This is a genomic window from Streptomyces antnestii (assembly GCF_004005495.1).
GTDB classification, from domain to species: Bacteria; Actinomycetota; Actinomycetes; order Streptomycetales; family Streptomycetaceae; genus Streptomyces; species Streptomyces antnestii.
In genome coordinates, this window is record NZ_RZYA01000011.1 from 45,214 (window position 1) to 68,724 (window position 23,511).

A 23,511-nucleotide genomic window follows, 5' to 3' on the forward strand; every position below is an offset into this window, starting at 1 on the left:
AGCTCTTGAATGGCTAGATGTAATGCACGTTACGTCGAGCCGGGCGGGCTACGCGGAGCTGGACACCGGGGTCGGAGCGGGGCGGCGGACGTCCGCCATGCGGCGTTCCGGGCCGCGGCGGCTCAGGAGCGGGTGGCCTACGAACGCGGCGGGCGCCCGGCAGCGCGTCGAGGACCTCGATGATGTCGCGCGGCATCACCGGACCGGCGCCGGTGCTCAGCACGTGGTCGGCCTTGCCGAGGATGTGGGAGGTGGCGGGCACGTTCGCCATCTCGCAGGTGAGGGGCTCGTCGGGCAGGCGCCGCACTAGGTCGCGGGTGTCGTAACGGAAGAGCGGCATGCACTCCCGGTACGGGTAGAACAAAGGCGTGGCGACGACGGTGCCGAGCGCGCCCGGCTCCGCCGGCTCCCCGGTCCCCAGGTCGCACACCTCGACCAGGCCGATGCCGGCGTCGATGTGCAGATGGCGCCGCGCGCAGATCGCGCCCGCGACGGGCGTCACCTCGGTCATGCCGTAACCGTCGTGGACCGGGGCGCCGAAGGTCTCCTCGGCGGCGGACGCCAGGGCGGGCGACAGCACGCAGCCATTTTCTTTCTGCCGTTCACCCCGATCGCAGCTGGATTTTCGTTCGCACCCGCAGGCCTCGGTCGCCGGACCGGCCGCCGCGACCGCCCTCTACGATGACGGGGCACCGCCGCTCCTGTGCCGGCGGGCCGCCGGTCGGGAGGGGCCACCAATGATCATTTTCTTCGGTACGCGGGGTTATCTGTACCAGCTCGCGATGCTCACGTTCGTGTGCGGCAACTGCGGCAACCCCGCGGCGCACGCGCTGCGCAAGTACGTCACGAAGTTCACGCTGTTCTTCGTGCCGCTGTTCCCCATCTCGACGAGGTTCCGTTCGCAGTGCACGTTCTGCGGGATCGAGCACCAGCTCACCAAGGAGCAGGCGGAGGCGCTGCTCGCGCAGGCCGCCGCGCCCGCCGGCTACCCGGCCCAGGGTCAGCAGCAGCCGGGCCAGCCGCTCGGCCAGAACCCCTACCAGCAGTAGCCGGTCAGGGGCTGGCGGCGAACGGCGCCGTGAGGCGCAGCCGCCAGTCCCGGTCCGTACGGACCACGAGGTCCACGCGCCAGGCCGCCCCGCTCAGCGGAAGCAGCGGCCGCGCACGCTCCCGCACCAGCGCCGCCTCTTCGTCCGTCGCCCCCGTCACCAGCGTGACGTGCGGTTCGGGACGCTCCCCGAACCGGCCGCCGTAGGGCACGATGTGCGGCCACCGCCCGTAGAACGCGTCGGCCACGGGCCGTAGCGCGGGTACGGCCACCCCGACGAAGCCCGGCGCCTCCACGAAGTCCGTCAGCTCGGTCTCGACGGTGCGCAGCGACGCCGCGAGGTCACGCACCTCGGTGTCGACCGGACCCGTCAGCTCCGCCACGGGCAGGAACGGGTAGAGCAGCGAGACATGCGCGGGCAGGCCCTTCCTGATGAGCCCGGGAGTGACCTCCGCCGCGGCTTCGAGAAGCGGGTTCGCCCAGGGCAGGATGATGACCAGAGCGCTCCGGTCCTCCGGGGCGCGCCCCTCACCGACGGCCGCCATGGCCACCTCACCTCCGCGTCGCGCCGGCACATGTGCGGGGCGGACCGGGAAACGGTCCGCCCCGCACATGTTCTCAGCCCCTGACGGGGCGCCGCGCCTCGGTCTCAGCCCTGAGCGGAGCCGCGGCGCCTGCGCGTCGCCCACACGAGGCCGGCGCCCGCCACGATCACCACGGCGGCCGCCCCGGCGATGACCGGCGTGGCGCTGGACGAGCCCGTCTCGGCGAGGTCACCCGAGTCGGCGCCGGGCTTGCTCGACGGCACCGGCACCGCCGCGGCGGAGGTCGCCGCCGCGCTGGGCGCCGAGCTCGGCGTGGCAGCCGACGAGGGGCTCGACGCGGACGGCGTCGGCTTCGGGCTGACCGACGGCTTCGGCGCGCCTTCGCACACCGGGGCCGTCTTCTTCTCGTCACGCGAGTACTGGTCGCCGTCGCCCGCCTTGACGACGAGACGGACGGTCGACTCCTTGCTGTGTTCGGGGAGTTCCAGCTTCTTGTGGAATTCCCTCTGGAACGTCTCGGTGGGCAGCAGGTCCTTTCCGTCCACCGTGACGTTCACCGTGTTGTCGGCCTTCGACCCGTAGTTGGTCAGGTCGAGGCTGACCTGGGAGCAGGTCACCTCCCATTCGGGCGTGTGCGCCTGGGCGGGGCTCGCGAAGAGCCCCACGCCGAACGCACCTGCCGTGGCGGCCGCTATGAGAGCGCCCGACGTCCGCCACGTCTTCTTGTTCTCGGTCACAGAATTGTCCTCCGCGAGGTTCGCCCCGTTTGACAGTGCGCGCACCCTACTCCTGGCGCAGACGGGTCTCGCCACCGCCTCCCCTTTTCCCATCAGCCCCTGGATCAAAGGGAGTTGGGGGCGTCTCCGAAGTCCGGGATGTCCAGCCGGGCGCCACCGCGCAGGGCGGATTCGTGGGCGACGATGCCCGGCAGGGTGTAGCGGGCGGCGACCCAGGCGTTGACCGGCGGCAGGGTTCCGGTGGCGACGGCGGTGACGAAGTCGTCGACGAGGAAGTGGTGGCTGCCCTCGTGACCGTTGGGCATGTGGTCGAACTCCCGGGGCAGCCGCGCGCGGTCGTGCACGGGCGCGGAGCCTGAGGTGAACGCGTCGCGAAGCGCGGGCGCGATGTGCTGGAGCGAGGGGTCGTCGGCGGGCAGGGTCGGCTTCGGCCGGAGGAGTTCTGAGATGTCCCGCACCCCCTTCTTGTCCTGCCAGAAGCTGACGGTGGCGAGCTGCTCCATGCTGGCGTCCGTGCCGAAGAACCGGAACCGCGATTCCCTGATGTGTGACGGGTAGCCGACCCTGCGGAACTCGTTGGTGCGGAACGAGCCGCCGCCCGCGACCTCGAAGAGCGCGGTCGCGTTCGACAGGTCGTTGCCGAACTGGCTGACCTCCTTGTCGAAGACCCCGTCACCCCTCTCGTCGGGCACCCCGATCGCGGAGACGCTCACGGCATGGGTCTGCCAGGCGCCGAGCACACCGCCGACGGAGTGCGTCGGGTACAGCAGGGGCGGATAGCTGGCGGTGGCCTTCCAGTTGTCGCCCCCGCTGTACCGGTAGGCGTCGTAGAAGCCGAGGTCCATGTCATGGACGTAGTCGCCCTCGGCGTAGAAGAGCCGCCCGAAGGCGCCCTCGGCGATCTGGTTCCGGGCGTGCACGGTCGCCGGGTTGTACTGGCTGGTCTCGCCCATCATGTAGGTCAGGCCGGTGTCGCGTACGGCGCCGACGATGGCGGCGATCTCGTCCTCGGTGATCGCCATGGGTACGGCCGAGTAGACGTGCTTCCCGGCCCGCAGCGCCTGCAGCACGAGCGGTCCGTGGGTCCAGCGCTGGGTGAAGATCGCCACGGCGTCGACGTCGGCGGACTCCAGCAGGGCGTCGAACGAGGGGAACGTGCCGGTGAGCCGCTCGGCGGCGGCGAGCCGTTCGGCGCGCTCGGGCAGCAGGTCCGTGACGTGGATGTCGCCGACGCCCGGGTGGGCGCGGAACAGCTTGGCGAACTGCCCGGAGAACTGCCCGGCGCCGACGATGCCGATCGAGAACGTCATGGGGGTCCCTTCACACGGGGGTGGGAACGTCACTCACACAGGGGTGGGAACTTCACAGGGAATGCCGGGGCCGGTCAAGACCGTCGGTCAAGACCGGGGTGGCTCTCCGGCGGGCGCCGACGCATGGTGGTGGTGCCGGGACAGCCGGCGGTGGGGGGAAGCAGACAGGGAGTGTGAACGATGTCCGGGACCCCCGAGACCGCCGACGGCGTGGAGATCCAGCGCAGCGACTTCGGGCGGCGCGTGGCCGCGCGGCGGGTGGCTCTCGGCCTGTCCGTCGAAGAGCTGGCCGAGCGGGTGGGCGCCTCGGAGTCGTACGTGCACTACGTCGAGACCCAGCCGTCGCGCCCGGGCATCGGCTTCGTCACGCGTTTGGCGGATGCCCTGGACACGACCACGGACGATCTCGCCGGCGGTACGTACGAGACGCCTCCGGGCACCGCGGACGCGTCCCGGGCACCACGTCTCGTGAAGCTGTCCGAGCAGGAGTGCCTGGCCCTCGTCTCCACCCACGGAGTGGGCCGGCTCGGGCTCCAGCTGCCCGACGGGCCGCTGATCCTGCCGGTGAACTATTCGATCACCCAGGACGGCTCGATCGCGTTCCGGACCGATCCGGGATCCGTCGCGGCGGCCGCGGACGGCCACGTCGTCGCGTTCGAGGTGGACCGGATCGACGACGCGATGAGCGAGGGCTGGAGCGTCCTGCTCGTCGGCCTCGCGACCGCCGTGACGGACCTGGCCGTCGCGAGTGAGCTGGCCGAGCACGCGTACTCGTCGCCCTGGGCGGGCGGCGACCGCACCCAGTGGATGGTGGTGAGGCCGCGGCGGACGACCGGACGCCGGGTGATCAGCTCCCTGAATCTGGAGGCGCCGTACGTGGAGCGAGGTAGTGAGGGAAGTAACAAGGAGGAGCAGGAGTAAGGGGCACCCCCTGCGGGGGCGCGGGCCGAAGATCGCCCTCTTACCTGGCTCACAACCAGCTCTTTACCGACCGTAGGACCCCTCTCACCGGCCGCAATTAGCGTCCCGTGCCGTGCGATTGACAGAAGGACAGCAGCCGACAGAGCGGGTGAGCGTGATCGTGATCGCGCACGACGACGCCGGGCACGTACCGGACGCCGTGCGATCCGCGCTGGCCCAGGGCGAGCGCGTCGCCGAAGTCATCGCCGTGGACGACGCGTCCGGCGACGGCACCGGGGAGGTGCTCGACCGGATCGCCCGCAAGGAGCCACGCGTGCGGGTCGTCCACCACACGCTCAACAGCGGGGGCTGCGGCACGCCCCGCAACACCGGCCTGCGGCTGGCCACGGCGCCCTGGGTGATGTTCCTCGACAGTGACGACCTGCTCCCGCCGGGCGCCGTCGACCGGCTGCTCGCCGCCGCCACGCGGCACTCCGCCGACGTCGTCGCCGGGGCCTGCGTACGCCGGGAGATCCCCGACGGGCGAGAGGTGCGCTGGCAGCCCCAGCTCTATGAGACGGAAGCTCTGCACGAGGACACGTCCGCCCACCCCGAGCTGCTCCGCGACACCGTGTCCGTGAACAAGCTGTACGCGCGCGAGTTCCTGGACCGCCATCACATCCGCTTCCCGGACGGACGGTTCCCGTACGAGGACTTCGTGTTCACCGCCCGTGTCTACGCGGCCGCCGCACGGCTCGCGGTGGTCCCCGACCCGGTCTACGTGTGGCAGGTGCGCCGGCAGGCCCGCCGGCTGTCCATCTCCCTGGCCCGCGACACCATCGGCAACTGGCGCAGCCGCGTCGCGGCCCAGCGGTTCGCCGTCCACACCCTGGCCCACGGGGGCCACGGCGGGCTCGCCGACGCCGCGCGCGTCCGCTTCCTGGAGCACGACCTGCGCATGTACCTGCGGGAGCTGCCGCTGCGCTCCGCCGAGTACCGCGAGGCCTGGTGGACCGACACCCGTGCCCTCCTCAGCGGCGATCCGCGCATGGAGCAGGCGGTCAAGTCGGCCTCGGCGCCCGCACGTTGGGCGGCCCTGACCGTGCTGGCCGCGCCGCACCCTCCGCAGGACGACGGCCTGCGACGGCTCGCGGCTCTCGCCGGGCGGCCCGGACGGCTGCTGCCGCCGTACGCCCTGGGCCGGGCGGGCGTCCCGGTGTGGTCCGAGGAGCTGCCCGCGGAACTGGCCGGTCTCGAAGCGCTCACCCCCTGCGAGCTGCCCGTCACCGTAGACGCCGAGGTGACCCCCGGGCCGCGCACCCGCGTCGACCTCACCCTGCACGACCTGTACGGCAGGCTGCGCGCCGCCGGTCCCGAGAGCGTCGACCTCGAACTGGTGGACAGGGCGACGGACCGGGTGGGCCTGAGCGTGCGGGCGGCGTGGACCGACGCGGGCGAGCCCGTGGCCGGCCCCGGCAAGGACGAGCGGCACCGGCACGCCCGCTGGACCGCCCGCGTCGACGGGCTCGCGCTCGCCGGTCTCACCGCGTCGCACCCCGTCGCCGCGTGGGACGTACGCGCCCGCGTCCGCTTCCGGGACGGCTCCGTGAACGAGACCACCGTGCGCGCCCTGCGCCCGGGCCTGCGCCGCGTCGCCGTCCCGCACGCGCGCCGCCTCGTCGTGCTCCTCCAGCCGTACGCCACGCATGACGGCTCGCTCGCGTTCCGCGTCGCGCCCGGTGTCCGCGGTGCCCTGCGCATCGCCGGGGCGCGCGCCGGACGCGTACTGCGGGACCGCCTCCCCGCCCGCCCCGACACCGCACCATCCGCCCCCGCCACCCCCGCCCCACCCGTTCGGCCCGCCGGAGACCCCACATGACCAACCCCGACGTCAGCTTCGTCGTCACCGCCCACAACGCCCAGGGACGGCTGCGCGCCGGCGTCGGCAGTCTGCTCGGCCGGGCCGCCGCCATGGAGTCCGAGGTGATCGTCGTCGACAACGGGTCGGCCGACCTCACCGGCGCCATCGCCGACGAGCTCGCGGCCGAGCACCCCTCGGTGCGCGCCCTGCGCCTGCGCGAGACCCAGCTTCCCGGGGTGGCCCGGGAGGCCGGCGCGCAGCTCGCGCGGGGCCGGTACCTGCTGTTCCTCGACGGCGGCGACGAGCTCGTGCCCGGGTCCCTCGACGCGCTCGGTGCCCGCCTGGCCGAGGCCGGTGAGGACGGTGAGCGCCGTGAGCCTGACGTGTTGCTGTTCGACCACGCCCGGGTCGACTGGCGCGGCGACAGCACCCCCGGCGGGGACAGCGCGCGCCTGGCGCGGGCTGGCCGCGTGTTCGCGCCCCTCGCGAGCCGGCCGTGGCTGCTGCGTACCTCCCGTGTCCTCGCCAACCGGCTGATCCGGCGGGACTTCCACCTCGCCCGGCGCGACCTGTTCGAGCGCGAAGGGCCCGACGAGGCCCTCGCGGCGCACGGAAGCCTGCTGGCCGCGGCGGACATCGGCGCGCTCGACCGCGTCTGCGTCCTGCGGCACGAGCCCCCGGGCAGCCGGCGCTCCCCCGTGTCCGCCGAGCGGTACTTCGAGCTCTTCGACGACTACGAGCGGCTGATGGCGCTCGCCGGGGAACCGGCCGTGCAGAACACACTGTTCGACCTGATGATCCGTCACTACATGGCGGTCGTCGCGGGAGAGGACCTGCCGCGGTCCGAGCGTGCCCGGTTCTTCCACCGTGCCGCCGCCGACTTCGCCCGTCACCGGCCGGCCGGCTACCGGCGCCCCGAGGGCCTCACCGGTATCCGTCACGCCCTGCTCGAACGCGACACCTACGCCGGCTATCCGGCGCTCCAGCAGGCGAACCGGGGCCGCCGCCGGCTGATCGGCGCGGCGGGCGCGGCCAAGCGGGGCGCGGGCCGACGTGCCGAAGGGCTCTTCTACCAGGCCCGGTCGAGGGCGCCGCTCGACCCGAACCTGGCGGTGTTCTCCGCGTACTGGGACCGGGGCGTCACCTGCAACCCCGCCGCCATCTCCGCCAGTCTCGCCGAACTCGCCCCGCACATCCGGCAGGTGTGGACCGTCCGCCGCGCGGGCCGCGCCCTCGTCCCGCCGGGCACCACCGTCGTGTCCACCGACGAGCGCCGCTACTGGGACGTCATGGCGCGCGCCACGTACTTCGTCAACAACGTCAACTTCCCCGACTCCCTGGTCAAGCGGCCGGGCCAGATCCATGTGCAGACCCATCACGGCACGCCGCTCAAGCGCATGGGCGTCGACCAGCTCGCGCACCCCGCGACCTCGCGCGGTGTCGACTACGACGCGCTGCTCGCGCGCTGTGCCCGCTGGGACTACAGCGTCTCCGCCAACCGCCACTCGTCGGAGGTGTGGGAGCGCGCCTACCCCGTCGGCTTCACGTCGCTCGACCACGGCAGTCCGCGTAACGACGTCTACTACCGGGCGACCGCCGACGACGTGCTGCGTGCCCGGGCCCGGCTCGGGCTCGAACCCGGCACCACGGCGCTCCTGTACGCGCCGACGCACCGCGACCACGAGGCGGGCTGGACGCCCCGTATCGACCTGGAGCGCTTCGCCCGCACGCTCGGTCCCGGCTTCAAGGTGCTGGTGCGCGGCCACTACTTCTACGACCGGGGGGCCTCGCCGCTGAGCGCGCTGCACCGCGCCGGTTCGATCATCGATGTGTCGGACCACGACAGCGTGGAGGAGCTGGCGCTCGCGTCGGACGCCCTGGTCACGGACTACTCGTCGCTGATGTTCGACTACGCCAATCTCGACCGGCCGATCCTCGTGTTCGCGGACGACTGGGAGACGTACGCGACCACCCGTGGCGTCTACTTCGACATCACCGAGGAGGCTCCCGGTGTCGTCGCCCGCACGCAGGACGAGCTTCAGGAGGCGCTGGTGAGCGGCGAGTGGCAGGGCGCGGAGGCGGCGCGGAGGCGCGCCGCGTTCCGGGAGCGGTTCTGCGAGTTCGACGACGGCCGGGCCGCCGAGCGCGTCGTGCGCCGGGTGTTCCTCGGCGAGACCCGGCTGCCTCCGGTCGTGCCGGTCGCCCTGCGCACCCCGGCGCCGACACCGGCCGAGGCGGAGCTCACCGCCGTCCGCATCCCCGCGGCGCGCCAGAGCTCGTCCCACGCCTCGCACTGACCCGAACGCCCGGAACCGAACCTCTCGGAGAATCACGATCCATGGCTCCCGAAGTCACCCTCACGGTGATCGTCCACAACGACGCGCACCGGCTGCCGCGCGCCGTCGCCAGCCTTCGTCGGCAGACCCTGCGCGACGTCGAGATCATCATCAGCGACGACCACTCCACCGACAACACCCCTCAGGTGGCACAGGAGTTGGCCGCCCAGGACCCGCGGATCCGGTTCCTGCGGCTCCCGGAGAACAGCGGTGGCTGCGGCGCTCCGCGTAACGCGGCGATCGAGGTCGCCCGCGCCCCGTACCTGATGTTCCTCGACAGTGACGACGAGCTGCCAGAGGACGCGGCCCGGACGCTGCTCGACGCGCTGCGGGGCAGCGGCGCCGACTTCGCCATGGGCGGGGTCGAGCGGGTCCGCACCGACACCGGCCGCGTCACGCGGTGGCATCCGCACCTGTTCGGCGAGGCACGGACCGTCCAGGGCATCGGCGAGAGCCCCGAGTTCCTCTTCGACCACCTGTCGACGAACAAGATGTACACGAAGGAGTTCATCGACCGCTGCGACCTGCGGTTCCCGGTCAAAATCCACTACGAGGACCAGCTGTTCTCCGCACAGGCGTACTGTCTCGCCCGCTCGTTCGCGGTCGTCCCGGAGCCGGTGTACCGCTGGTACATCTCGCCGTACGAGGCCGAGGACGCCCTGTCGATCTCCAATCAGCGCCACCGCATCGAGAACGTGCGGGACCGGGTCGGCGTCGCCCGGCTCATCGACACCTTCCTGACCGAGCACGGCCAGGAAGGGCTGCGGCCGGACAAGGACTACAAGTTCCTCAAGCACGACGTCCGCATGTACGCGGGCGACCTCCCGCAGCGCGACCCGGACTGGATCAAGCAGTTCGCCGACGAGATCTGCCCCTACCTGGACACGCTCGCGCCCGCCGCGTACGCGCGGCTGCCGCGTGACCAGCGGGTGGTGCTCGGCCTGCTGCGGTCGGGGCGTCTTGACGAGGCGAGGCTCGCGGCGCGCTCCCTGGGCCGCGCCGTCGCCCCGCGCGAGGTGACCCGGGACGCGGCGGGCCGGACGTTCTGGGGCGACTCGGTGCCGGCCGAGCCCGACCTGGTGTCCGAACTCGACGTGCGCGACCTGGAGTTGACCACGCGCCGCTTCTCCCGGGCTCTCCTGCGGCACGAGATCACGCGGATCGAGCCGGGGCCCGACGGCGTCCTCGACCTCTCCGTGCGGACCTGGGACCCCGGCCTCCAGCTCCCGGTGGGCCCGGTCGCCGCCACCCTGCGGCTCGCCGCGGGCCGGGGGCTGAGCACGTCGTTCCGCCTCGACGCGGTACGCCCCGGCCTCTACGAGGGTGCGGTCCGCCTGAACCTGGCGGCCGTCCGGATGCCCCCGCACGGCTTCGCCGGGACCCGCCACCCCGCGCTGACCCTCACCCACCGCGGGGAACGCAACAGCGGCCCGCTCTTCGCCCCGCTCGACTTCCCGCGGCAGCGCGGACCCGTCGCCGGGCACCTGGTCACCGTGGAACCGGAGGGCAGGGGTGCGGGCCGCCTCCAGACAGTGTGGGAGCGGCAGGGCACGGCGGCCAGGGTGGAGCCGCTGCTCGTTCCGCTGCGCCGTACGGCGGGCCCCCGGCTGAGGCGGGCGCGCAAGCTGTGGCGGGGGCTCACGAAGAACTGACGGCGGACGTGCCCTACTGGTCGCAGGAGACCGGCCGGAATCGGCCCGGGTAGTGGCATCGTGGAAGGTGAGCGCACCGGTCGCCGGTTCCGCTCCGCGCGAGCGGATCCCACGGCGGCGCGCCGCTGCAAGCGAAGGCGGTGACGGCAGTGGCAAACACCCTGAAGGCCGGAGGGAGCCGGTTCAGGCCGGACCGGCAGCTGACCGCGCGCATGCTGGTCACCGTGTTCCTGCTGGGCCTGCTGTACGTGGCGTTCGTCGGCGCGCTCCTGGTCCTGCTGAAGTCGACCTTCCTGGTCATCGTGCTCGCCGCGGGACTCCTCTGGGCGCAGTACTGGTTCTCCGACCGGATCGCCCTGTACGCGATGCACGGGCGCATCGTCACCCGTGAGGAGAACCCGCAGCTGCACGGCGTCGTCGACCGGCTGTGCGCCACGGCCGACATGCCGAAGCCGCAGGTGGCCATCTCCGGCACCGACCTGCCGAACGCCTTCGCCACCGGCCGCAACGCCGACCACGCGGTGCTCTGCGTGACCCAGGGGCTGCTGCGCCGCCTGGAGCCCGACGAGCTGGAGGGTGTCCTCGCGCACGAGCTGTCCCACGTGGCGCACCGCGATGTCGCCGTGATCACCGTGGCCTCGTTCCTCGGCGTGATCGCGGGCATCGTCGTGCGGTTCGCGTTCTACTCGGAGATGCTCGGCGGCCGCCGCAGGACCGACCAGAACACCCTGATCGTGCTCGGTGTCGTGGTGGGCGTCTCGGTCGCCGTCTACGCCATCAGCTTCGTGCTGATCCGGGCGCTTTCGCGGTACCGGGAGCTGGCGGCCGACCGCGCGGCGGCGCTGCTCACCGGCCGGCCGTCGGCGCTGGCCTCCGCGCTGACCAAGCTCGACGGGGACATCGCCCGCATCCCCAGCGAGGATCTGCGCACGGCCCGGGCGTTCAACGCGTTCTACTTCATCCCCGCGCTGAACAAGAACTCCCCGCTGCCCCGCCTGTTCTCCACCCACCCCTCGCTCGAAAAGCGCCTCGCCCAGCTGGCGGCGATCTCCGCCGACCTGGGCCGTCCGGCCTGACGGGCGCACCGAAGGGATCCGCCATGGGTTTCCTGGACATCCTGCTCGGGCGCACGAGACCTGCCCCGCCGGACCTCGACCGGCTGTTCGGCCTCCCGTCGGCCGCGGTCACCTTGGAGGCGGCCGCGGGTTTCGTCCCGACCGGGCAGGGCTCGGTGTGCTTCACCACGGTGGAGGGCACCGCGTTCGACGAGATCCGCCAGGAGGCCGGGGCGCTCCTGAACGCGGACACCGAGCGCGACGCGACGGTCGAGTTCAGCCGGGACGAGTACGGCTACACCTGGCTCCTGTCGCGCCGCGCGCCCTCGGACCTGCCCGCGCTCGTCGGCGATCTGCACGCGGTGAACACGGCCCTGGAGAGCGGCGGCTTCGGCCCGCAGCTGCTGTGCTCCCTGGTCGGCTTCCGGGACGCGGAGGGCCGGACGCTCGCCCTCGTGTACCTGTACAAGCGGGGCACGTTCTACCCGTTCGCGCCGCTGCCGGGCAAGAAGCGTGACAACGCGCTCGAACTGCGGATCCGCGCGGTCGTGGGGGACGATCTGCGGATCGAGCAGGACCTCGAGCGGTGGTTCCCGGTGTGGGGCGCGCCCGGTCTTTAACAGGGCGTGTTCAGGCGTTCAGGGCGACGACAGCCTCGTCCGTGTACATCAGGAACGTCAGCGTCTCCTGGAAGTACAGCTCGACGCCTGTCGCGTCGTGCGCGGTGTAGCCGATGGACAGGTCCTGGCCGATGCGGAGTTCGTAGTCGCCGCCGCGGGTGGACAGGACGAACGCGCCGTTGATCGCCGGGGCCCAGATCAGGTCGCCGTCCAGGAGCCGGGCGATGTGGCCCGAGACGGGGAAGCCGTGGTCGGTGGTCTCGCTGACCGCCGTGTACGCCTCCGCGCCGAGCAGCAGCGAGTACGGGCCGTCCACACCGGCGAGGCGCAGCGCGCTGAGGGCCCGGCTGATGGTGTCGGGGTAGTCGCGGGGCTCGGCGGGCAGGCTCAGGACCGGGTTGGAGGTCCGCTCGCGGACACCGGCGATGTTCGCCGCCGCGTAACCGTCGAAGACGGCCTGGTCCTCGGCGAACGCCATGGTGCGGGCCGCGTCCTTGACCGGCTGCCAGTCGGAGTCGTTCGAGCCGCGCTCCACGTCGTCCACGGCCTCGCGGCTGACGGTGAACGGGACGCGCAGTTCCACGAGGGGCTGGGCCTCGCGCAGTCGCGCGAAGACGCCGGGGGCGGGGGGTGTGACGGAGCGCAGGTGGCCGGTGCCGACGGCCGCGAGTTCGAGGCCGTCGGGCCCTGTGACGTCGAGGACGCGGCGTCCCGCGACATGGCGCTGGAACGTGCGGCTCGCCTCTTGCTCGATCTCCGCCCAGGCGGCGTCGCTGATGGGGGCCAGTTCGCGGTGCAGGTTGTTCATGACGCGGGGGCTCCTTTGAGGCCGCCGATGCCCAACGAGCCGTCGGACGGGGAGGCGGCGGGCAGCGGTGACGCGACCGGGGCGGGAAGCTCCCCGGCGGCGTCCCGCGCGGCGGGCGGATCGGGCAGGTCGTCGAGGAAGTCCGCGGTCGGGACGAAGAACAGGTTTCCCGTGACGGCGGTGGAGAAGTCGAGGATCCGGTCGGTGTTGCCGGGCGGGCTGCCGATGAACATGTTCTCGAGCATCTGCTCGGTGACGGCCGGGGTGCGCGCGTACCCGATGAAGTACGTGCCGAACTCGCCGCGTCCGACGGTTCCGAAGGGCATGTTCTCGCGGACGATCTTGCGCTCCTCGCCGTCCTCTCCGGTGACGGTGTTGAGGGCTACATGGGAGTCGGCGGGCTTCGTCTCGTCGGACATCTCGATGTTGTCCGCCTTCGAGCGGCCGATCACCTTCTCCTGGTCCTCCGTGGACAGGGCGTTCCAGGCCGCCATGTCGTGCAGGTACTTCTGTACGACGACGTAACTGCCGCCCGCGAACGGGGCGTCCTCGTCGCCGACGAAGACGGCCGCGCGGGCTTTCTCACCGGTCGGGTTCTCGCTGCCGTCGACGAAGCCGAGGAGGTCGCGGTCGTCGAAGTAGGTGAAGCCGTGCACCTCGTCGGTCACGGTCACCGCGTCGCCGAGCTGTCCGACGAGGTGGCTGCTCAGTTCGAAGCAGAGGTCCGTGCGGCGCGCCCGCACGTGGAACAGCAGATCCCCGGGCGTGGCGACGGCATGGTGCCGGTCGCCGGTCAGCTCGCGGAAGGGGTGCAGTTCGGCCGGGCGCGGTCCGTCGAACAGCCGGTCCCAGGCCCGGGAGCCGATCCCTACGACGCACGACAGGGCGGAGTCCGGGGAGCGGAACGACACCGAGCGCACCAGTGCGTTGAGATTGCCGAGCCGGTCACGGACCCGCTGTTCGGCGCCCGGGGCGATGGTGACCACGAGGAACACGGCCGCTGTCGTGTGCGGCGCGATGACTGGCTGCGCTTGCGTCACTGACTCTCCCGCCGGGCAGGCACAGGTGCGATGCGGTCGGCTGACTCCCGTCACCCTAAGCGGGGCACAGGCCGCCCGCACGGTCAGTCGGTGATCCGCCGTGGGTCCCGTCCTCTGCGGACGTCCTCCACCAGGTGCATCGCGGCCTCCTCGGCCGACGCGGCGGCGCCGTCGATGCCGACGTCCTCCGCGAACAGGTCGCTGTCGTCGTCCTCCCGGACCCCTTCGCCGGGTGCCACGAGCCGCCCTGATCGTGCCTCTCCCACCTCGTCGTCGAGTGGTTCGCCGTCGGTGTCCCAGACGTCGCCGATGCCGTCGCCCTCCGGCAGGGACACGTCGGGGACCTCCTCGGAAAGGCGCTCGTCGAGCGTCTCGCCGAGCCGCTGCTCCGTACAGGTGACGCCGGTGTGCTCGACTCCCCAGGGGCGCTCGGGCGGCGAGTAGCCCTCGTCGAGCGGATCGGTGACACCGCCGCCCATGAGGGTGTCCTCCGTGTCGAGGAGGCCTTCGTCGTCCTGGACCTCGGACCCGTCGGGCTGGTAGACGTCGTCTCCCCGCCCTTGATCGTCGATGTCCACGCTCGCCTCCTTCATGAGGCCGGGCTCGGCCGGCGGGCTCAGCGTGACCTCTGCCTCCATTGTGGGCGGCGAGGGGACGATGCGTCCTGCTGGGAGGGATCTCCGGCCCCCGGGACCGATGAAAGTGCCCCGACCGTGACGGGGGATCACGGCCGGGGCGGTCTTCGTGGCCACGGACGGCGGTCGCCTCTCGGCGGTGGCTCCACAAGGCTTCAGCCGAACGATCTTCCTTGCAGGCTTATGAGATGAGGCCCGGGGACACTGTTCCGTCCGCGTCCACGCCCTCTTCAACGACTGACCACCCCGGGGAATTCCCCCACCGCCGGGCATCCCGGCATCGCCTGGGTCAGGGCGTCGCCGGCGCCTTCTCCAGGGCCTCGATGCGGCGCCCGATCGCCTCCAGGGCGCCGGGCCTGCGGCCGGGGACCGCGCGGCGCAGCCGGGTCAGGGGCGCGGCGAGCGCGCGGGCCCGCGCCGGGTCGCCGAGCTGCTCCCACTGGTGGTGGGCCCGGTCCACGGCGGCCTCGACGTCCTCGGTGCCGGGCGCCTGGCCGCGCGCAAGACGGGCCTCGGCCGCCGCCATCCACAGTTCGCAGCTGCGGGCCGGTTCCCGCGCGAGCCGCGCCAGGTCCGCGCGTACCTCGAGCCAGTGGAGCGCCTCCGGCGAGCCCGCGCCATGGGTGCGCAGGGCCCTGCTCTCCCACATCGCGGCGAGGGCGGCGGCCTCGCCGTGCCGGCCGGACTGCGCGGCCGCGAGGATCGCCGGGTGCGGGTCGGCGTCGGGAGCCTCGGGGGCGCGGGCGGGGGCGACGGCCACCGGCTCGGGCGCCGGGGCCGGGGCGGGCACGGTAGGAACCGGAGTGGGAGTACGGGCGCTGTCGGCCGCGAAGAACAGCGCGTCGGCGGGGCCCGACTCGCTTGCCGCCTGGGCGTGCAGGTGCGCGAGGGGCGGGCGGTGGCCGTTGCGCCATATCGACGCGTACGTCCTGAGGTAGGCGGGGGCGGCGACCTTGCGGCGCTGCGGGGGTGGGGTCACCCTCCCGTACACGCGGATCCCCGGACCGAGGCCGAACGCGCCCGCCCGCACCTGCTGCCAGGCGTCGGCGTCGGCCACCAGGTCGAGGACGACCGTGGTGGTGTCGGGGCGGCGCAGGGCCAGTTCACCCGTGAGCCAGTGCCAGGGCAGGGCGGTGTAGCGCAGGGTCGCCGGGGTGGTGCGGGCCAGGGCGAGGTGGAGCAGGCGCTGGCGGTGGTCGAGGTGGAGCTGTCCGGCCACGTAGAGGGTCAGGGGGCCGGGCGCCGCGGCGGCGGTGCGGACGCGGGTGAGGACCGTCTGCGGGTCCACGGGGTCGGCGAGCTCGACGACGGTGGCGGAGGCCGTGCCGGCCAGCGCGCTCGGGGGTACGGCCGCCAGGGCGGGCAGCACCGAAGTCGCGTCGATGAGGCAGCTCTTGTTCGCCGGGGCCGCCGCGAGGAGCAGCGCGGTCCCGGTCACTGTCTGTGCCCCGTTGTCCTGCTGAGTGATCACCACTACAGCACCGTAACTGGTCCCCCCGCGCCGCGCGTCGCCGGTGGCGCGGGCTCGACTGGCACCCATACAGGGCGATTTGGGCGGAAGAGGGGCGCCATGACCGCAGGCCGGACGTGATGCGCCGATCCCTGCCGGTCCGGCCGCACACGCCCCATTCTTGGCGGCGTCTTGGGGAGAATTTGGTACGCGGGCACGGTCCTGGGCGAGCGGCGCGCCGCGGGCCCGTGGGACCGTCCGGGTGCGGAGCCCAATCCCGTCACGGAAGCTGAGGACCATGGACGAACCTGAAGGCTTTCCCCCTGTCGTCGTGCACGCCGCCCAGCCCGGCGGGCGCCGTGTGACCATCCGCGGCGAGGACGCCGGGCTCGCCACCGGGCAGGAGGACGTGCTCGAGTTCCTGCGGCGCGCGGGCCTCGAGGACGCCCGGCTCGACGACCCCGACCTGGTCGAGTGGCGCGGCGGCGGTACGAAGGTGTGGCCCGCGCAGATCTGACCCGTCAGCGGTATCCGCTCGCGTCGGCCGGCTTGCCGGGGTCCTGGACCTCGGTGAGGTAGCGCCACGCGTCGGGGCGGCTGCCGTCGACGTCCGTGAACCCGTACACCTGGGCGAGCGCCCCGCTGGACGTCGACTGCCCGTTCCAGCGCGCCACTTGGGGGTCGGCGGCGAGCGCGGCGACGGCCCTGCCCACGTAGAACGGCGTCTCGGAGATGCAGAAGTGCGGCACCTGGTCCAGGGCGTCGCGCCAGTTCTCCTCGGTGACGCCGAAGTGGCCGAGCATGATCTCCGAGCGGAGCCAGCCGGGGGTGAGGGCGAGCGCGGTCGCGCCTCGCGGGCCCAGCTCCTGCCCGAGAGCGAAGCCCATCCTCAGGACGGAGCTCTTGGCGAGGTCGTAGAAGAACGAGACGCGGTAGTTGTCGCGGTTGTACTCGGCCGTTCCGTCGGTCACCTCCACCACGAGGCCACCGGGATTGCGCAGCAGCAGCGGCAGTGCGTGATGGCTGGTGATCGCGTGCGTCTCGACGGCGAGCCGCAGCAGCCTGAGGCCGTCGTCGAGGTCGTGCTCCCAGACCGGGGTGTCCCAGGCGAAGAGGTGCTCGCCGCCCCAGATGTCGTTGACGAGGACGTCGAGCCGGCCCTGTTCCGCCGCGATGCGGTCGACGAGCGCCCTGACCTGCGCGGGGTCCAGATGGTCGGTGGGCACGGCGATACCGCGCCCGCCCGCCGCGGTGACCAGGTCCGCCGTGTCCTCGATGGTCTCGGGCCTGTCGTACTCCGAGCGCCGGTCCCGCGTCGTGCGGCCGGTCACGTACACCGTGGCGCCGGCCGCGCCGAGTTCCACGGCGATCCCCCGGCCCGCGCCGCGGGTCGCGCCCGCCACCAGGGCGACCTTGCCGTCCAGCCTGACCCTCGTGCCGGTCCCTGTCCCGGGTTCCCGCGTCATCGAACCGCCTCCTCGTCGCCGCTCGGGGCCTCGCGCCCCTCTTCGGTCGAGCATGACCCGGAATCCGGACAACCCGCGTCGTGATTCATCCGACGACGCGACTCGGGCGTCGTTCGATACCCGCGCTCGTATGCTGGATGCCCCGGGGGGTATCCGGCCACAGGTCGCGGCACCCCAGAGATCCCAGCGCACGAGGAGAGACGCACCGCATGACCACCACCCTCGCTCCCGCCGAGCTGCACGCCCGCCCCGCCGACGACACCCTCGTCATCGACGTCCGCGCCCCCGGTGAGTACGCCGCCGGACACATCCCCGGCGCCCTCAACATCCCCTCCGAGCACCTCGACACGCTCCTCCCGGAGCTGCGCGCCGCCGCCGAGCGGCGCCGGATCGTCGTCGTGTGCGCCGCGGGGCAGCGCTCCGCCGCCGCCTGCGCGCGGCTCGCCGAGGCCGGGATCGACGCGGTGGGCCTCACCGGCGGCACCCAGGGCTGGACCGCGGACGGGCTCCCGGTGAACACCGCTCAGACCCACGGCCGGACGGTGTGGGCCATGGACCGGCAGGTCCGCTTCACCGCCGGGTCCCTGGTCCTGCTCGGCCTCGCCCTCGGCCGCCGTGCCCCGCGCGGCCGGCTGCTCGCCGCGGGGGTCGCCTCCGGCCTCGTGTACTCGGGGCTCAGCAACACGTGCGGCATGGCCGCGGTGCTCGGCAAGCTGCCGTTCAACCGGCCCGCGCCCCACACGCTCGACACCGCCCGCGCCGCCCTGCGCGGCTGAGCCGGACCTGGACAGGAGGACCTCGGTGGGTGCGACCGGCGACCCGGCAGCCATGGACGCCGTGCTCAGACGGCTGCGGCGCGCGCAGGGGCAGCTGGCCGGCGTGATCGCCATGATCGAGGCGGGCCGCGACTGCAAGGACGTGGTGACCCAGCTCGCGGCGGTGTCGCGCGCCCTCGACCGGGCCGGATTCAAGATCATCGCGTCCGGCATGCGGGACTGCGTGAACGCGGCCGACGGGGACCGGCCGCCGCTGAGCGAGGAGGAACTGGAGAAGCTGTTCCTCTCCCTGGCCTGATCAATCAGCGGAACGGACGACTCCGGAGCGACTTCAGCGCACTCGTCGCCCGGGGCCGGCCGGCGGCCGGCACGCCCCCGAGGAACCCGGCGGTCATCACCGTGACGCCGCGCCTCCGGCGGTCCGAGCAGCGCCCGCCTGCGCCGCGTCGCACGCGACCCCTCTCGCGATGGGCAAGGGCATTCATCCGAGATACGCTCCTTAAGCGTTGTTTCGGGTGAAATACGAAAGTCGTCGTTCGCCGGGAGACCAGACTGATGCTCGTACGCACCGTCCTGGCGGCCTCCGCCGCCGCGCTGCTCGTGTCCGCCTCAGCCGCTTCGGCCCAGGCCAGGGACGCGACCCCCGCCGCCGCACCGGCCGCCGCCCTCGAACCGTGCGCGGAGAAGGCGCTGACGGTGCGGGCGACCCCCTCCGGCCAGGACAATGTCCTGCGCCTGAGCGTCACGAACCACACCCGCCACACCTGCCTCGTGGACCGCATCCCGCTCGTCACGTACGGGCATCTGGACGGGGCCGCGGTTCCCTTCCCGCTGTCCGGTGACGCCGCGTACACGCTCGGCGCCGGGAAGACCGCCCACGCGGCGGTGCGGTCGCTCTCCGCGAGCGGTGACCGCGACGCGCGGTCGGTCGGCTACGTCGTGGTGGCCGCGAACCCGGAGCACCACGGCACGAAGTTCAGCGCCGTGTCGCTCTCCGAGCCGGGCGGGCTGCGTGTCTGGGAGCCGGTGACGACGCTGTGGCAGCCGACGCGGGCACTGGCGGACGAGGTGCTCGCGGAGTCCGACGGCGGAGGCGTCCTGAAGGTCTGACCCCGCCCCTGACCACAGCCGCTGGTCTCTGGCCTCAGGTCTCAGGTCTCAGGTCTCTGATCGCTAGGCCGCGGACCGTACCGCGAGGAGCGAGGCGTCGTCCTGGAGTCCGCCCTCCGCGTGGCGGAGCAGGTCGGCGGCGAGGGCGTCGGTGAAGTCGTCGAGGTCCGCGTTCGGCAGGACGGCGGCCCGCTCGGCCAGCGGGTAGAACACCCCGCGCGCGTCCCTCGCCTCGCTCACCCCGTCCGTGTAGAGGAGCATGCACTCCCAGGCGGTGGCCGGCACCGGCTGGGCGGCGCACCAGCCGGAGTGGAGGTCGAGGAGCCCGAGCGGGGGCGCGGGCGCGGGGACCGCCGCGTGCACGGCGGCACCGTCGCGCAGCAGGACGGGCGGCGGGTGGCCGCAGCAGACCAGCTGGGCGGAGCCGTCGGCCTCGACGCTGAGCAGGGTCGCCGTCACGAAGCGGTCGGGTTCGTCCGAGTGCGCGACGAGGGCGTGCAGCCGTACCGCGACCCCTTCGAGGCGCGCCTCGCAGACGGCGAGGTCGCGCCAGGCACGTAAGACGGAGTCCGCCGTGCGGGCGAGTTCGTGCCCCTTGCCCATCACGTCACCCATCAACAGGCGGGTGCCGAAGGGCGATTCGACCACTCCGTACACGTCTCCGCCCGCTCCCGCGTGACTCCTCTGCGACGGCGCGAGGCCGGCGCTGTGCAGGTGCCGCGCGCTGACGCGCAGCGTGCCGACCCGCTCGGGGAGGGACGAGACCGGCTGGGAACGGGCAGTCATGCGGGGCCTTCCGGGTACGGCCGGACGAACTGCCCGGCGTGACGCGCCGCGCAAGTGTAGCCAGTCGGGCGCGCCGGGTGACGGGTTGTCACCGAATCCGCCCGGCGGGTGCGCCCCACCTGCAGTTAGTCAACTCCTCGGATCAGTAGGCGAGTTGACTTGCCCACGACACCGGTTGCCCCCTCCGGTCGAGCGTCAGCCGCACGGCGCGCCTCAGTCGGTGAGGTCGGCCCGCAGCGTCAGCAGGTTCGTACCGAGGGCGCGCACCACCGCGCTGTTGTAGCGCGGCAGGGAGGCGAGCCGCGCGCGGGCGTCGTCGTCCGGCAGCAGGTGCGCCGTGCCCGTGTGCCACACGCCCTTGATGCGCACGCGGACCGTGGGGTCGGCCTGGATGTTGCGCACGTACTGCGACTTCTCGCCGTACTCGGAGACCCACCAGAACTCACGGCCCACCAGGCGTCCGCCGACCGGGGTCCGGCGGGGCAGGCCGGACGAGCGGCCCGTCGTCTCCAGCAGGATCTGGCCCGGAAGCCGGACGCTCAACGGATTCACGACCCGTCGCTGGAACGACGTCACGGCCCTGAACTTGACCTCGCGATACCGCGACATGCGTGTCCCTCCGCTCGCTTCGACCGGCGCCTGCACCGGTGGCCATCGCACTGTAGGCGACGCGGAGGGACCGTCAGGCAGGCGCCCTCTCCGGGGTGTCGGGGGCAGGCGTGGCTTTCGAAACACGCCCCAGGGCCAGGGCCGCAGCCACCGCGAGCGCGCCGACGGCAGCGGCGGTGAGCCAGCCGTGGCGGAACGCGGTGAGGGCGGCGTCCGCCGTGCGGGGTTCGCCGATCAGGCCGACCATCAAGGCCACTCCGAGCACCGAGCCGGTCTGCCGGGCCATGGTCGTGACCGCGGACCCGGTGGCGAACCGGCCGGGCGGCAGTGCCGTGGCGGCCGCGCCGACGAGCGTGGGGAGGGCGAACCCGACGCCGATGCCGGTGACGAGCATTCCGGGCAGGAACGCGGTGGCGTAGTGCGGCGCCGCGTCGAGGGCGAGGGCCCACCAGAGGAGTCCGCCCGCGAAGAGGAGGCAGCCGGTCGCCGCCGTGCGCCCCGCACCGAGCCGTCGCACGACGGGTCCTGACGCCATGGCGAGTACGGGGACGACGAGCGGTCCCGGCGCGATCGCCAGGCCGGTGCGGATCGCCGAGTAGCCCCACACCTGCCGGCACCACAAAACGGAGGTCAGCAGCATGGCGGCGAACGCGACCGTGAAGAGGAGTGCGGCGAGCGTCGCGAAGGCGAAGGCGGGGACGCGCAGGAGCGGCAGTTCGACGATGGGGACGGGATGGCGGGCCGAGCGCCGCCAGAAGGCCGCCGCGAGGATCACCGAAGCGGCGAGCGAGCCGAGCACCCGGCCCGAACCCCAGCCCCACGCCTCGGCCTTGACGAGTCCGAGCGCGAGGGACCCGATGGCGAGGGTGAGCAGGACGGCGCCCGCCAGGTCGGGCAGCGGCCCGGCGCGGTCGGGCCGGTCGGCGGGCAGCAGGCGTATGCCGGCGACCACTCCGGCTATGCCGACCGGCACGTTGACCAGGAAGACCCAGCGCCAGTCCGCCTCCACGAGCAGTCCGCCCGCCACGGGGCCGAGGCCCGCGGCGATGCCGCCGATGGCCGCCCAGCCGCGGATCGCGCGCGGGCGGCGCTCCGCCGGGGTGGCGACGAGGAGCAGGGCGAGCGACGTCGGCATGAGGGCGGCCGCGCCCGCGGCCTGCAGGGCACGCGCCGCGACGAGCCACCCTGCGCCGGGGGCCGCGGCGCACAGCGCGGAGGCGACGGTGAACACCCCGAGGCCGAGCAGGAATCCCCTGCGGTGCCCGTACCGGTCGGCCAGGCGTCCGGCGGCGACGAGCAGGGCGGCGAAGACGATCGCGTAGGCGTTCAGGACCCAGGACAGGGAGGCGAGCGACGCACCGTCGAAGGACGTGGCGAGGGCCGGGACGGCGACGTTGACGATGAACAGGTCGAGGTTCACGACGAAGACACCGGCGGAGACGATCCACATGGTGGCCGTTCTTGTGGCCGTTCTTGTGGCCGTTCTTGTGGCAGCCCCAGTAGCCGTCACTGTGGCCGTTCCAGGAGGGGACGCATCGGTCGTATCAGGTGAGTTTGATTTTCCAACGGTCATGCGGGCAACGTAGCGTGCGTGCGCCGGTTCGACAAGCGCGGCCGTGATCATCAAGACTGCGGATCATGCGATTCGGCGTGAACCTTCTGAACTTCGGCACCGGCACGACCCCGCGAACCCTCGAGCGCCAGGCGACGGACGCCCGCGCGCTGGGCTTCACGTTCGCGATGATCTCCGACCACATAGCCGTCACCCCCGACGTCCATGAGGTCTACCCGGCCCCGTTCTACGACCAGTTCGTCCTGGCCGCGCATCTCGCCGGGCGCGTCCCGGGGCTGCAGCTCGGCACGACCATCACCGTCATCCCGTACCGGCACCCGCTCCAGACGGCGCGTCTGGCGGCCAACATCGACCAGCTCAACGACGCCGGGTTCATCCTCGGCGCCGGCGTGGGCTGGTCGGCGGCCGAATACCGCGCCCTTGGCGTCCCGTTCGAGGAGCGCGGCGCCATCACCGACGAGTATCTGGCCGCGATCCGCGCCGCCTGGGCGCAGGACCCGTGCAGCTTCGAGGGGCGCTACGTCTCCTACGAGGGCATCCGCACGGCCCCCGCGCCCGCCGCCGCGCAGCTCCCCGTCTGGGTCGGCGGCGACTCCCCCGCCGCGCTGCGCAGGGCCGGGCGGCTCGGCGAGGGCTGGCACCCGTTCATGCCGACCCTTCAGGGCCTGCGCGCGAAGCTGCCGGTCCTCGCCGCCGCGGCCGAGGAGGCGGGACGCCCGGTGCCGGAGCTCGTACCGCGGCTGCAGATCGCGCTCGGGGAGCGGCCCGACACCGAGGACCGCCCGCTCGGCCACGGCAGCGTCGAGCAGATCCGCGGCGACCTGCGCGCCCTGGCCCAACTCGGCGCCACGCACGTGCTGTTCGACACGTACCCGGGCGACCCGGCGGCCCGGGGCACGGCGGACGACGACCGCCGGGTCCTCGAGACCATCGTCGAGAAGGTCGTCGACCCGGCCACCGGCGAGGTGCGCTGACGCCTCGGGCGCGTCCCGAAAGCCCCCACCCCGCGACGCCCGCCCGGCGACGCCCACCCCGCCACGCCCGCCCCGTCACCCCTGGCACACACGCTCGGCGTCAAGCCCGGCCGAGAGGCTCACGTTCGGTCAGTCCCGGCCCTGGCCCTTGCCCCCGGCGAGCGCCAGGGCCGCGCCGTCGCCGTCGGCGTCCCGGCCGCCCCGGGACCGGCCCAGCAGG

General features: G+C 73.0%; 24 protein-coding genes. 12 read left to right on the plus strand and 12 right to left on the minus strand.

Annotated elements, in window-relative coordinates; genetic code table 11:
- Positions 1 to 13: 13 nt before the first annotated feature.
- Positions 14 to 580, minus strand: coding sequence for a phenylacetate--CoA ligase family protein (locus tag EOT10_RS22645; protein ID WP_127830123.1), 567 nt, complete (start codon positions 578 to 580; stop codon positions 14 to 16).
- A gap of 160 nt (positions 581 to 740) precedes the next feature.
- On the opposite strand from EOT10_RS22645, the gene EOT10_RS22650 reads away from it, so the two are divergent.
- The gene (locus EOT10_RS22650) at positions 741 to 1,049 is read left to right on the plus strand and encodes a zinc-ribbon domain-containing protein (protein WP_127830302.1); all 309 of its coding nucleotides are present in this window, start codon (positions 741 to 743) and stop codon (positions 1,047 to 1,049) included.
- Between the two features lie 4 nt (positions 1,050 to 1,053).
- Here the strand turns inward: EOT10_RS22650 and EOT10_RS22655 are convergent, their stop codons facing one another.
- The 3 genes from EOT10_RS22655 to EOT10_RS22665 form a co-directional block, all read right to left on the minus strand.
- The gene (locus EOT10_RS22655; protein WP_223281142.1) at positions 1,054 to 1,593 is read right to left on the minus strand and encodes a 2'-5' RNA ligase family protein; all 540 of its coding nucleotides are present in this window, start codon (positions 1,591 to 1,593) and stop codon (positions 1,054 to 1,056) included.
- A gap of 104 nt (positions 1,594 to 1,697) precedes the next feature.
- Positions 1,698 to 2,330, minus strand: coding sequence for an LAETG motif-containing sortase-dependent surface protein (locus EOT10_RS22660; protein WP_189491951.1), 633 nt, complete (start codon positions 2,328 to 2,330; stop codon positions 1,698 to 1,700).
- A 104-nt stretch (positions 2,331 to 2,434) separates the two neighbouring features.
- The gene (locus EOT10_RS22665; protein WP_127830125.1) at positions 2,435 to 3,640 is read right to left on the minus strand and encodes a Gfo/Idh/MocA family protein; all 1,206 of its coding nucleotides are present in this window, start codon (positions 3,638 to 3,640) and stop codon (positions 2,435 to 2,437) included.
- 180 nt (positions 3,641 to 3,820) lie between these two features.
- Here EOT10_RS22665 and EOT10_RS22670 point away from each other — a divergent pair, with 180 nt between their 5' ends.
- The 6 genes from EOT10_RS22670 to pspAB all read left to right on the plus strand — a co-directional run bounded on the left by EOT10_RS22670 (position 3,821) and on the right by pspAB (position 12,064).
- Positions 3,821 to 4,561: a helix-turn-helix domain-containing protein gene (locus EOT10_RS22670; RefSeq protein ID WP_127830126.1), complete on the plus strand. Its 741-nt coding sequence runs from the start codon at positions 3,821 to 3,823 to the stop codon at positions 4,559 to 4,561.
- A 112-nt stretch (positions 4,562 to 4,673) separates the two neighbouring features.
- Complete coding sequence (locus EOT10_RS22675) at positions 4,674 to 6,419, plus strand: glycosyltransferase family 2 protein (protein ID WP_223281143.1); 1,746 nt, start codon at positions 4,674 to 4,676, stop codon at positions 6,417 to 6,419.
- Positions 6,416 to 8,698, plus strand: coding sequence for a bifunctional glycosyltransferase/CDP-glycerol:glycerophosphate glycerophosphotransferase (locus EOT10_RS22680; RefSeq protein ID WP_127830127.1), 2,283 nt, complete (start codon positions 6,416 to 6,418; stop codon positions 8,696 to 8,698). Before EOT10_RS22675 ends, EOT10_RS22680 begins: the two co-directional genes overlap by 4 nt.
- Positions 8,699 to 8,739: 41 nt before the next feature.
- A complete protein-coding gene (locus tag EOT10_RS22685) occupies positions 8,740 to 10,389 on the plus strand; it encodes a glycosyltransferase family 2 protein (RefSeq protein WP_127830128.1) in 1,650 nt (549 codons plus the stop codon).
- 149 nt (positions 10,390 to 10,538) lie between these two features.
- Complete coding sequence (gene htpX, locus EOT10_RS22690) at positions 10,539 to 11,465, plus strand: zinc metalloprotease HtpX (protein ID WP_223281144.1); 927 nt, start codon at positions 10,539 to 10,541, stop codon at positions 11,463 to 11,465.
- A gap of 23 nt (positions 11,466 to 11,488) precedes the next feature.
- Positions 11,489 to 12,064 (plus strand): PspA-associated protein PspAB, encoded by a 576-nt coding sequence (gene pspAB, locus EOT10_RS22695; RefSeq protein ID WP_127830129.1) that lies wholly within the window; start codon positions 11,489 to 11,491, stop codon positions 12,062 to 12,064.
- Between the two features lie 10 nt (positions 12,065 to 12,074).
- Here the strand turns inward: pspAB and EOT10_RS22700 are convergent, their stop codons facing one another.
- The 4 genes from EOT10_RS22700 to EOT10_RS22715 all read right to left on the minus strand — a co-directional run bounded on the left by EOT10_RS22700 (position 12,075) and on the right by EOT10_RS22715 (position 16,021).
- Entirely contained in the window at positions 12,075 to 12,872 is a 798-nt protein-coding gene (locus tag EOT10_RS22700) for a family 1 encapsulin nanocompartment shell protein (RefSeq protein WP_127830130.1), read from the minus strand.
- Positions 12,869 to 13,912, minus strand: coding sequence for a Dyp-type peroxidase (locus tag EOT10_RS22705; protein ID WP_127830131.1), 1,044 nt, complete (start codon positions 13,910 to 13,912; stop codon positions 12,869 to 12,871). Before EOT10_RS22705 ends, EOT10_RS22700 begins: the two co-directional genes overlap by 4 nt.
- A gap of 83 nt (positions 13,913 to 13,995) precedes the next feature.
- Positions 13,996 to 14,490, minus strand: a complete 495-nt coding sequence (locus tag EOT10_RS22710; RefSeq protein ID WP_223281145.1) for a DUF5709 domain-containing protein — start codon at positions 14,488 to 14,490, stop codon at positions 13,996 to 13,998.
- A gap of 346 nt (positions 14,491 to 14,836) precedes the next feature.
- Positions 14,837 to 16,021, minus strand: coding sequence for a hypothetical protein (locus EOT10_RS22715; protein WP_127830132.1), 1,185 nt, complete (start codon positions 16,019 to 16,021; stop codon positions 14,837 to 14,839).
- Between the two features lie 274 nt (positions 16,022 to 16,295).
- Here EOT10_RS22715 and EOT10_RS22720 point away from each other — a divergent pair, with 274 nt between their 5' ends.
- Positions 16,296 to 16,514 (plus strand): hypothetical protein, encoded by a 219-nt coding sequence (locus tag EOT10_RS22720; RefSeq protein WP_127830133.1) that lies wholly within the window; start codon positions 16,296 to 16,298, stop codon positions 16,512 to 16,514.
- Between the two features lie 4 nt (positions 16,515 to 16,518).
- On the opposite strand, the gene EOT10_RS22725 is transcribed toward EOT10_RS22720, so the two are convergent.
- Positions 16,519 to 17,463, minus strand: coding sequence for an SDR family oxidoreductase (locus tag EOT10_RS22725; protein ID WP_127830134.1), 945 nt, complete (start codon positions 17,461 to 17,463; stop codon positions 16,519 to 16,521).
- A 209-nt stretch (positions 17,464 to 17,672) separates the two neighbouring features.
- On the opposite strand from EOT10_RS22725, the gene EOT10_RS22730 reads away from it, so the two are divergent.
- The 3 genes from EOT10_RS22730 to EOT10_RS22740 all read left to right on the plus strand — a co-directional run bounded on the left by EOT10_RS22730 (position 17,673) and on the right by EOT10_RS22740 (position 19,349).
- Entirely contained in the window at positions 17,673 to 18,239 is a 567-nt protein-coding gene (locus EOT10_RS22730; RefSeq protein ID WP_127830135.1) for a rhodanese-like domain-containing protein, read from the plus strand.
- A gap of 52 nt (positions 18,240 to 18,291) precedes the next feature.
- Positions 18,292 to 18,537 (plus strand): metal-sensitive transcriptional regulator, encoded by a 246-nt coding sequence (locus EOT10_RS22735; protein ID WP_127830307.1) that lies wholly within the window; start codon positions 18,292 to 18,294, stop codon positions 18,535 to 18,537.
- Between the two features lie 257 nt (positions 18,538 to 18,794).
- The gene (locus EOT10_RS22740; protein WP_127830136.1) at positions 18,795 to 19,349 is read left to right on the plus strand and encodes a DUF4232 domain-containing protein; all 555 of its coding nucleotides are present in this window, start codon (positions 18,795 to 18,797) and stop codon (positions 19,347 to 19,349) included.
- Between the two features lie 63 nt (positions 19,350 to 19,412).
- On the opposite strand, the gene EOT10_RS22745 is transcribed toward EOT10_RS22740, so the two are convergent.
- The 3 genes from EOT10_RS22745 to EOT10_RS22755 all read right to left on the minus strand — a co-directional run bounded on the left by EOT10_RS22745 (position 19,413) and on the right by EOT10_RS22755 (position 22,194).
- A complete protein-coding gene (locus EOT10_RS22745; RefSeq protein ID WP_127830137.1) occupies positions 19,413 to 20,135 on the minus strand; it encodes a PP2C family protein-serine/threonine phosphatase in 723 nt (240 codons plus the stop codon).
- Between the two features lie 213 nt (positions 20,136 to 20,348).
- Positions 20,349 to 20,744 (minus strand): nitroreductase/quinone reductase family protein, encoded by a 396-nt coding sequence (locus EOT10_RS22750; protein WP_127830138.1) that lies wholly within the window; start codon positions 20,742 to 20,744, stop codon positions 20,349 to 20,351.
- A gap of 73 nt (positions 20,745 to 20,817) precedes the next feature.
- Complete coding sequence (locus EOT10_RS22755; RefSeq protein WP_189491954.1) at positions 20,818 to 22,194, minus strand: MFS transporter; 1,377 nt, start codon at positions 22,192 to 22,194, stop codon at positions 20,818 to 20,820.
- Between the two features lie 188 nt (positions 22,195 to 22,382).
- Here EOT10_RS22755 and EOT10_RS22760 point away from each other — a divergent pair, with 188 nt between their 5' ends.
- Positions 22,383 to 23,291 (plus strand): TIGR03619 family F420-dependent LLM class oxidoreductase, encoded by a 909-nt coding sequence (locus tag EOT10_RS22760; protein WP_127830140.1) that lies wholly within the window; start codon positions 22,383 to 22,385, stop codon positions 23,289 to 23,291.
- Positions 23,292 to 23,511 lie beyond the last annotated feature (220 nt).

Coding starts and splice junctions, on each gene's coding strand:
- EOT10_RS22725 (WP_127830134.1), bottom strand. CDS start 17,463: ATGACGCGGGAACCCGGGACAGGGACCGGCACGAGGGTCAGGCTGGAC.
- EOT10_RS22665 (WP_127830125.1), bottom strand. CDS start 3,640: ATGACGTTCTCGATCGGCATCGTCGGCGCCGGGCAGTTCTCCGGGCAG.
- EOT10_RS22655 (WP_223281142.1), bottom strand. CDS start 1,593: ATGGCGGCCGTCGGTGAGGGGCGCGCCCCGGAGGACCGGAGCGCTCTG.
- EOT10_RS22700 (WP_127830130.1), bottom strand. CDS start 12,872: ATGAACAACCTGCACCGCGAACTGGCCCCCATCAGCGACGCCGCCTGG.
- EOT10_RS22685 (WP_127830128.1), top strand. CDS start 8,740: ATGGCTCCCGAAGTCACCCTCACGGTGATCGTCCACAACGACGCGCAC.
- EOT10_RS22755 (WP_189491954.1), bottom strand. CDS start 22,194: ATGTGGATCGTCTCCGCCGGTGTCTTCGTCGTGAACCTCGACCTGTTC.
- EOT10_RS22745 (WP_127830137.1), bottom strand. CDS start 20,135: ATGACTGCCCGTTCCCAGCCGGTCTCGTCCCTCCCCGAGCGGGTCGGC.
- EOT10_RS22740 (WP_127830136.1), top strand. CDS start 18,795: ATGCTCGTACGCACCGTCCTGGCGGCCTCCGCCGCCGCGCTGCTCGTG.
- EOT10_RS22720 (WP_127830133.1), top strand. CDS start 16,296: ATGGACGAACCTGAAGGCTTTCCCCCTGTCGTCGTGCACGCCGCCCAG.
- EOT10_RS22735 (WP_127830307.1), top strand. CDS start 18,292: ATGGACGCCGTGCTCAGACGGCTGCGGCGCGCGCAGGGGCAGCTGGCC.
- EOT10_RS22670 (WP_127830126.1), top strand. CDS start 3,821: ATGTCCGGGACCCCCGAGACCGCCGACGGCGTGGAGATCCAGCGCAGC.
- EOT10_RS22730 (WP_127830135.1), top strand. CDS start 17,673: ATGACCACCACCCTCGCTCCCGCCGAGCTGCACGCCCGCCCCGCCGAC.
- EOT10_RS22680 (WP_127830127.1), top strand. CDS start 6,416: ATGACCAACCCCGACGTCAGCTTCGTCGTCACCGCCCACAACGCCCAG.
- EOT10_RS22750 (WP_127830138.1), bottom strand. CDS start 20,744: ATGTCGCGGTATCGCGAGGTCAAGTTCAGGGCCGTGACGTCGTTCCAG.
- EOT10_RS22760 (WP_127830140.1), top strand. CDS start 22,383: ATGCGATTCGGCGTGAACCTTCTGAACTTCGGCACCGGCACGACCCCG.
- pspAB (WP_127830129.1), top strand. CDS start 11,489: ATGGGTTTCCTGGACATCCTGCTCGGGCGCACGAGACCTGCCCCGCCG.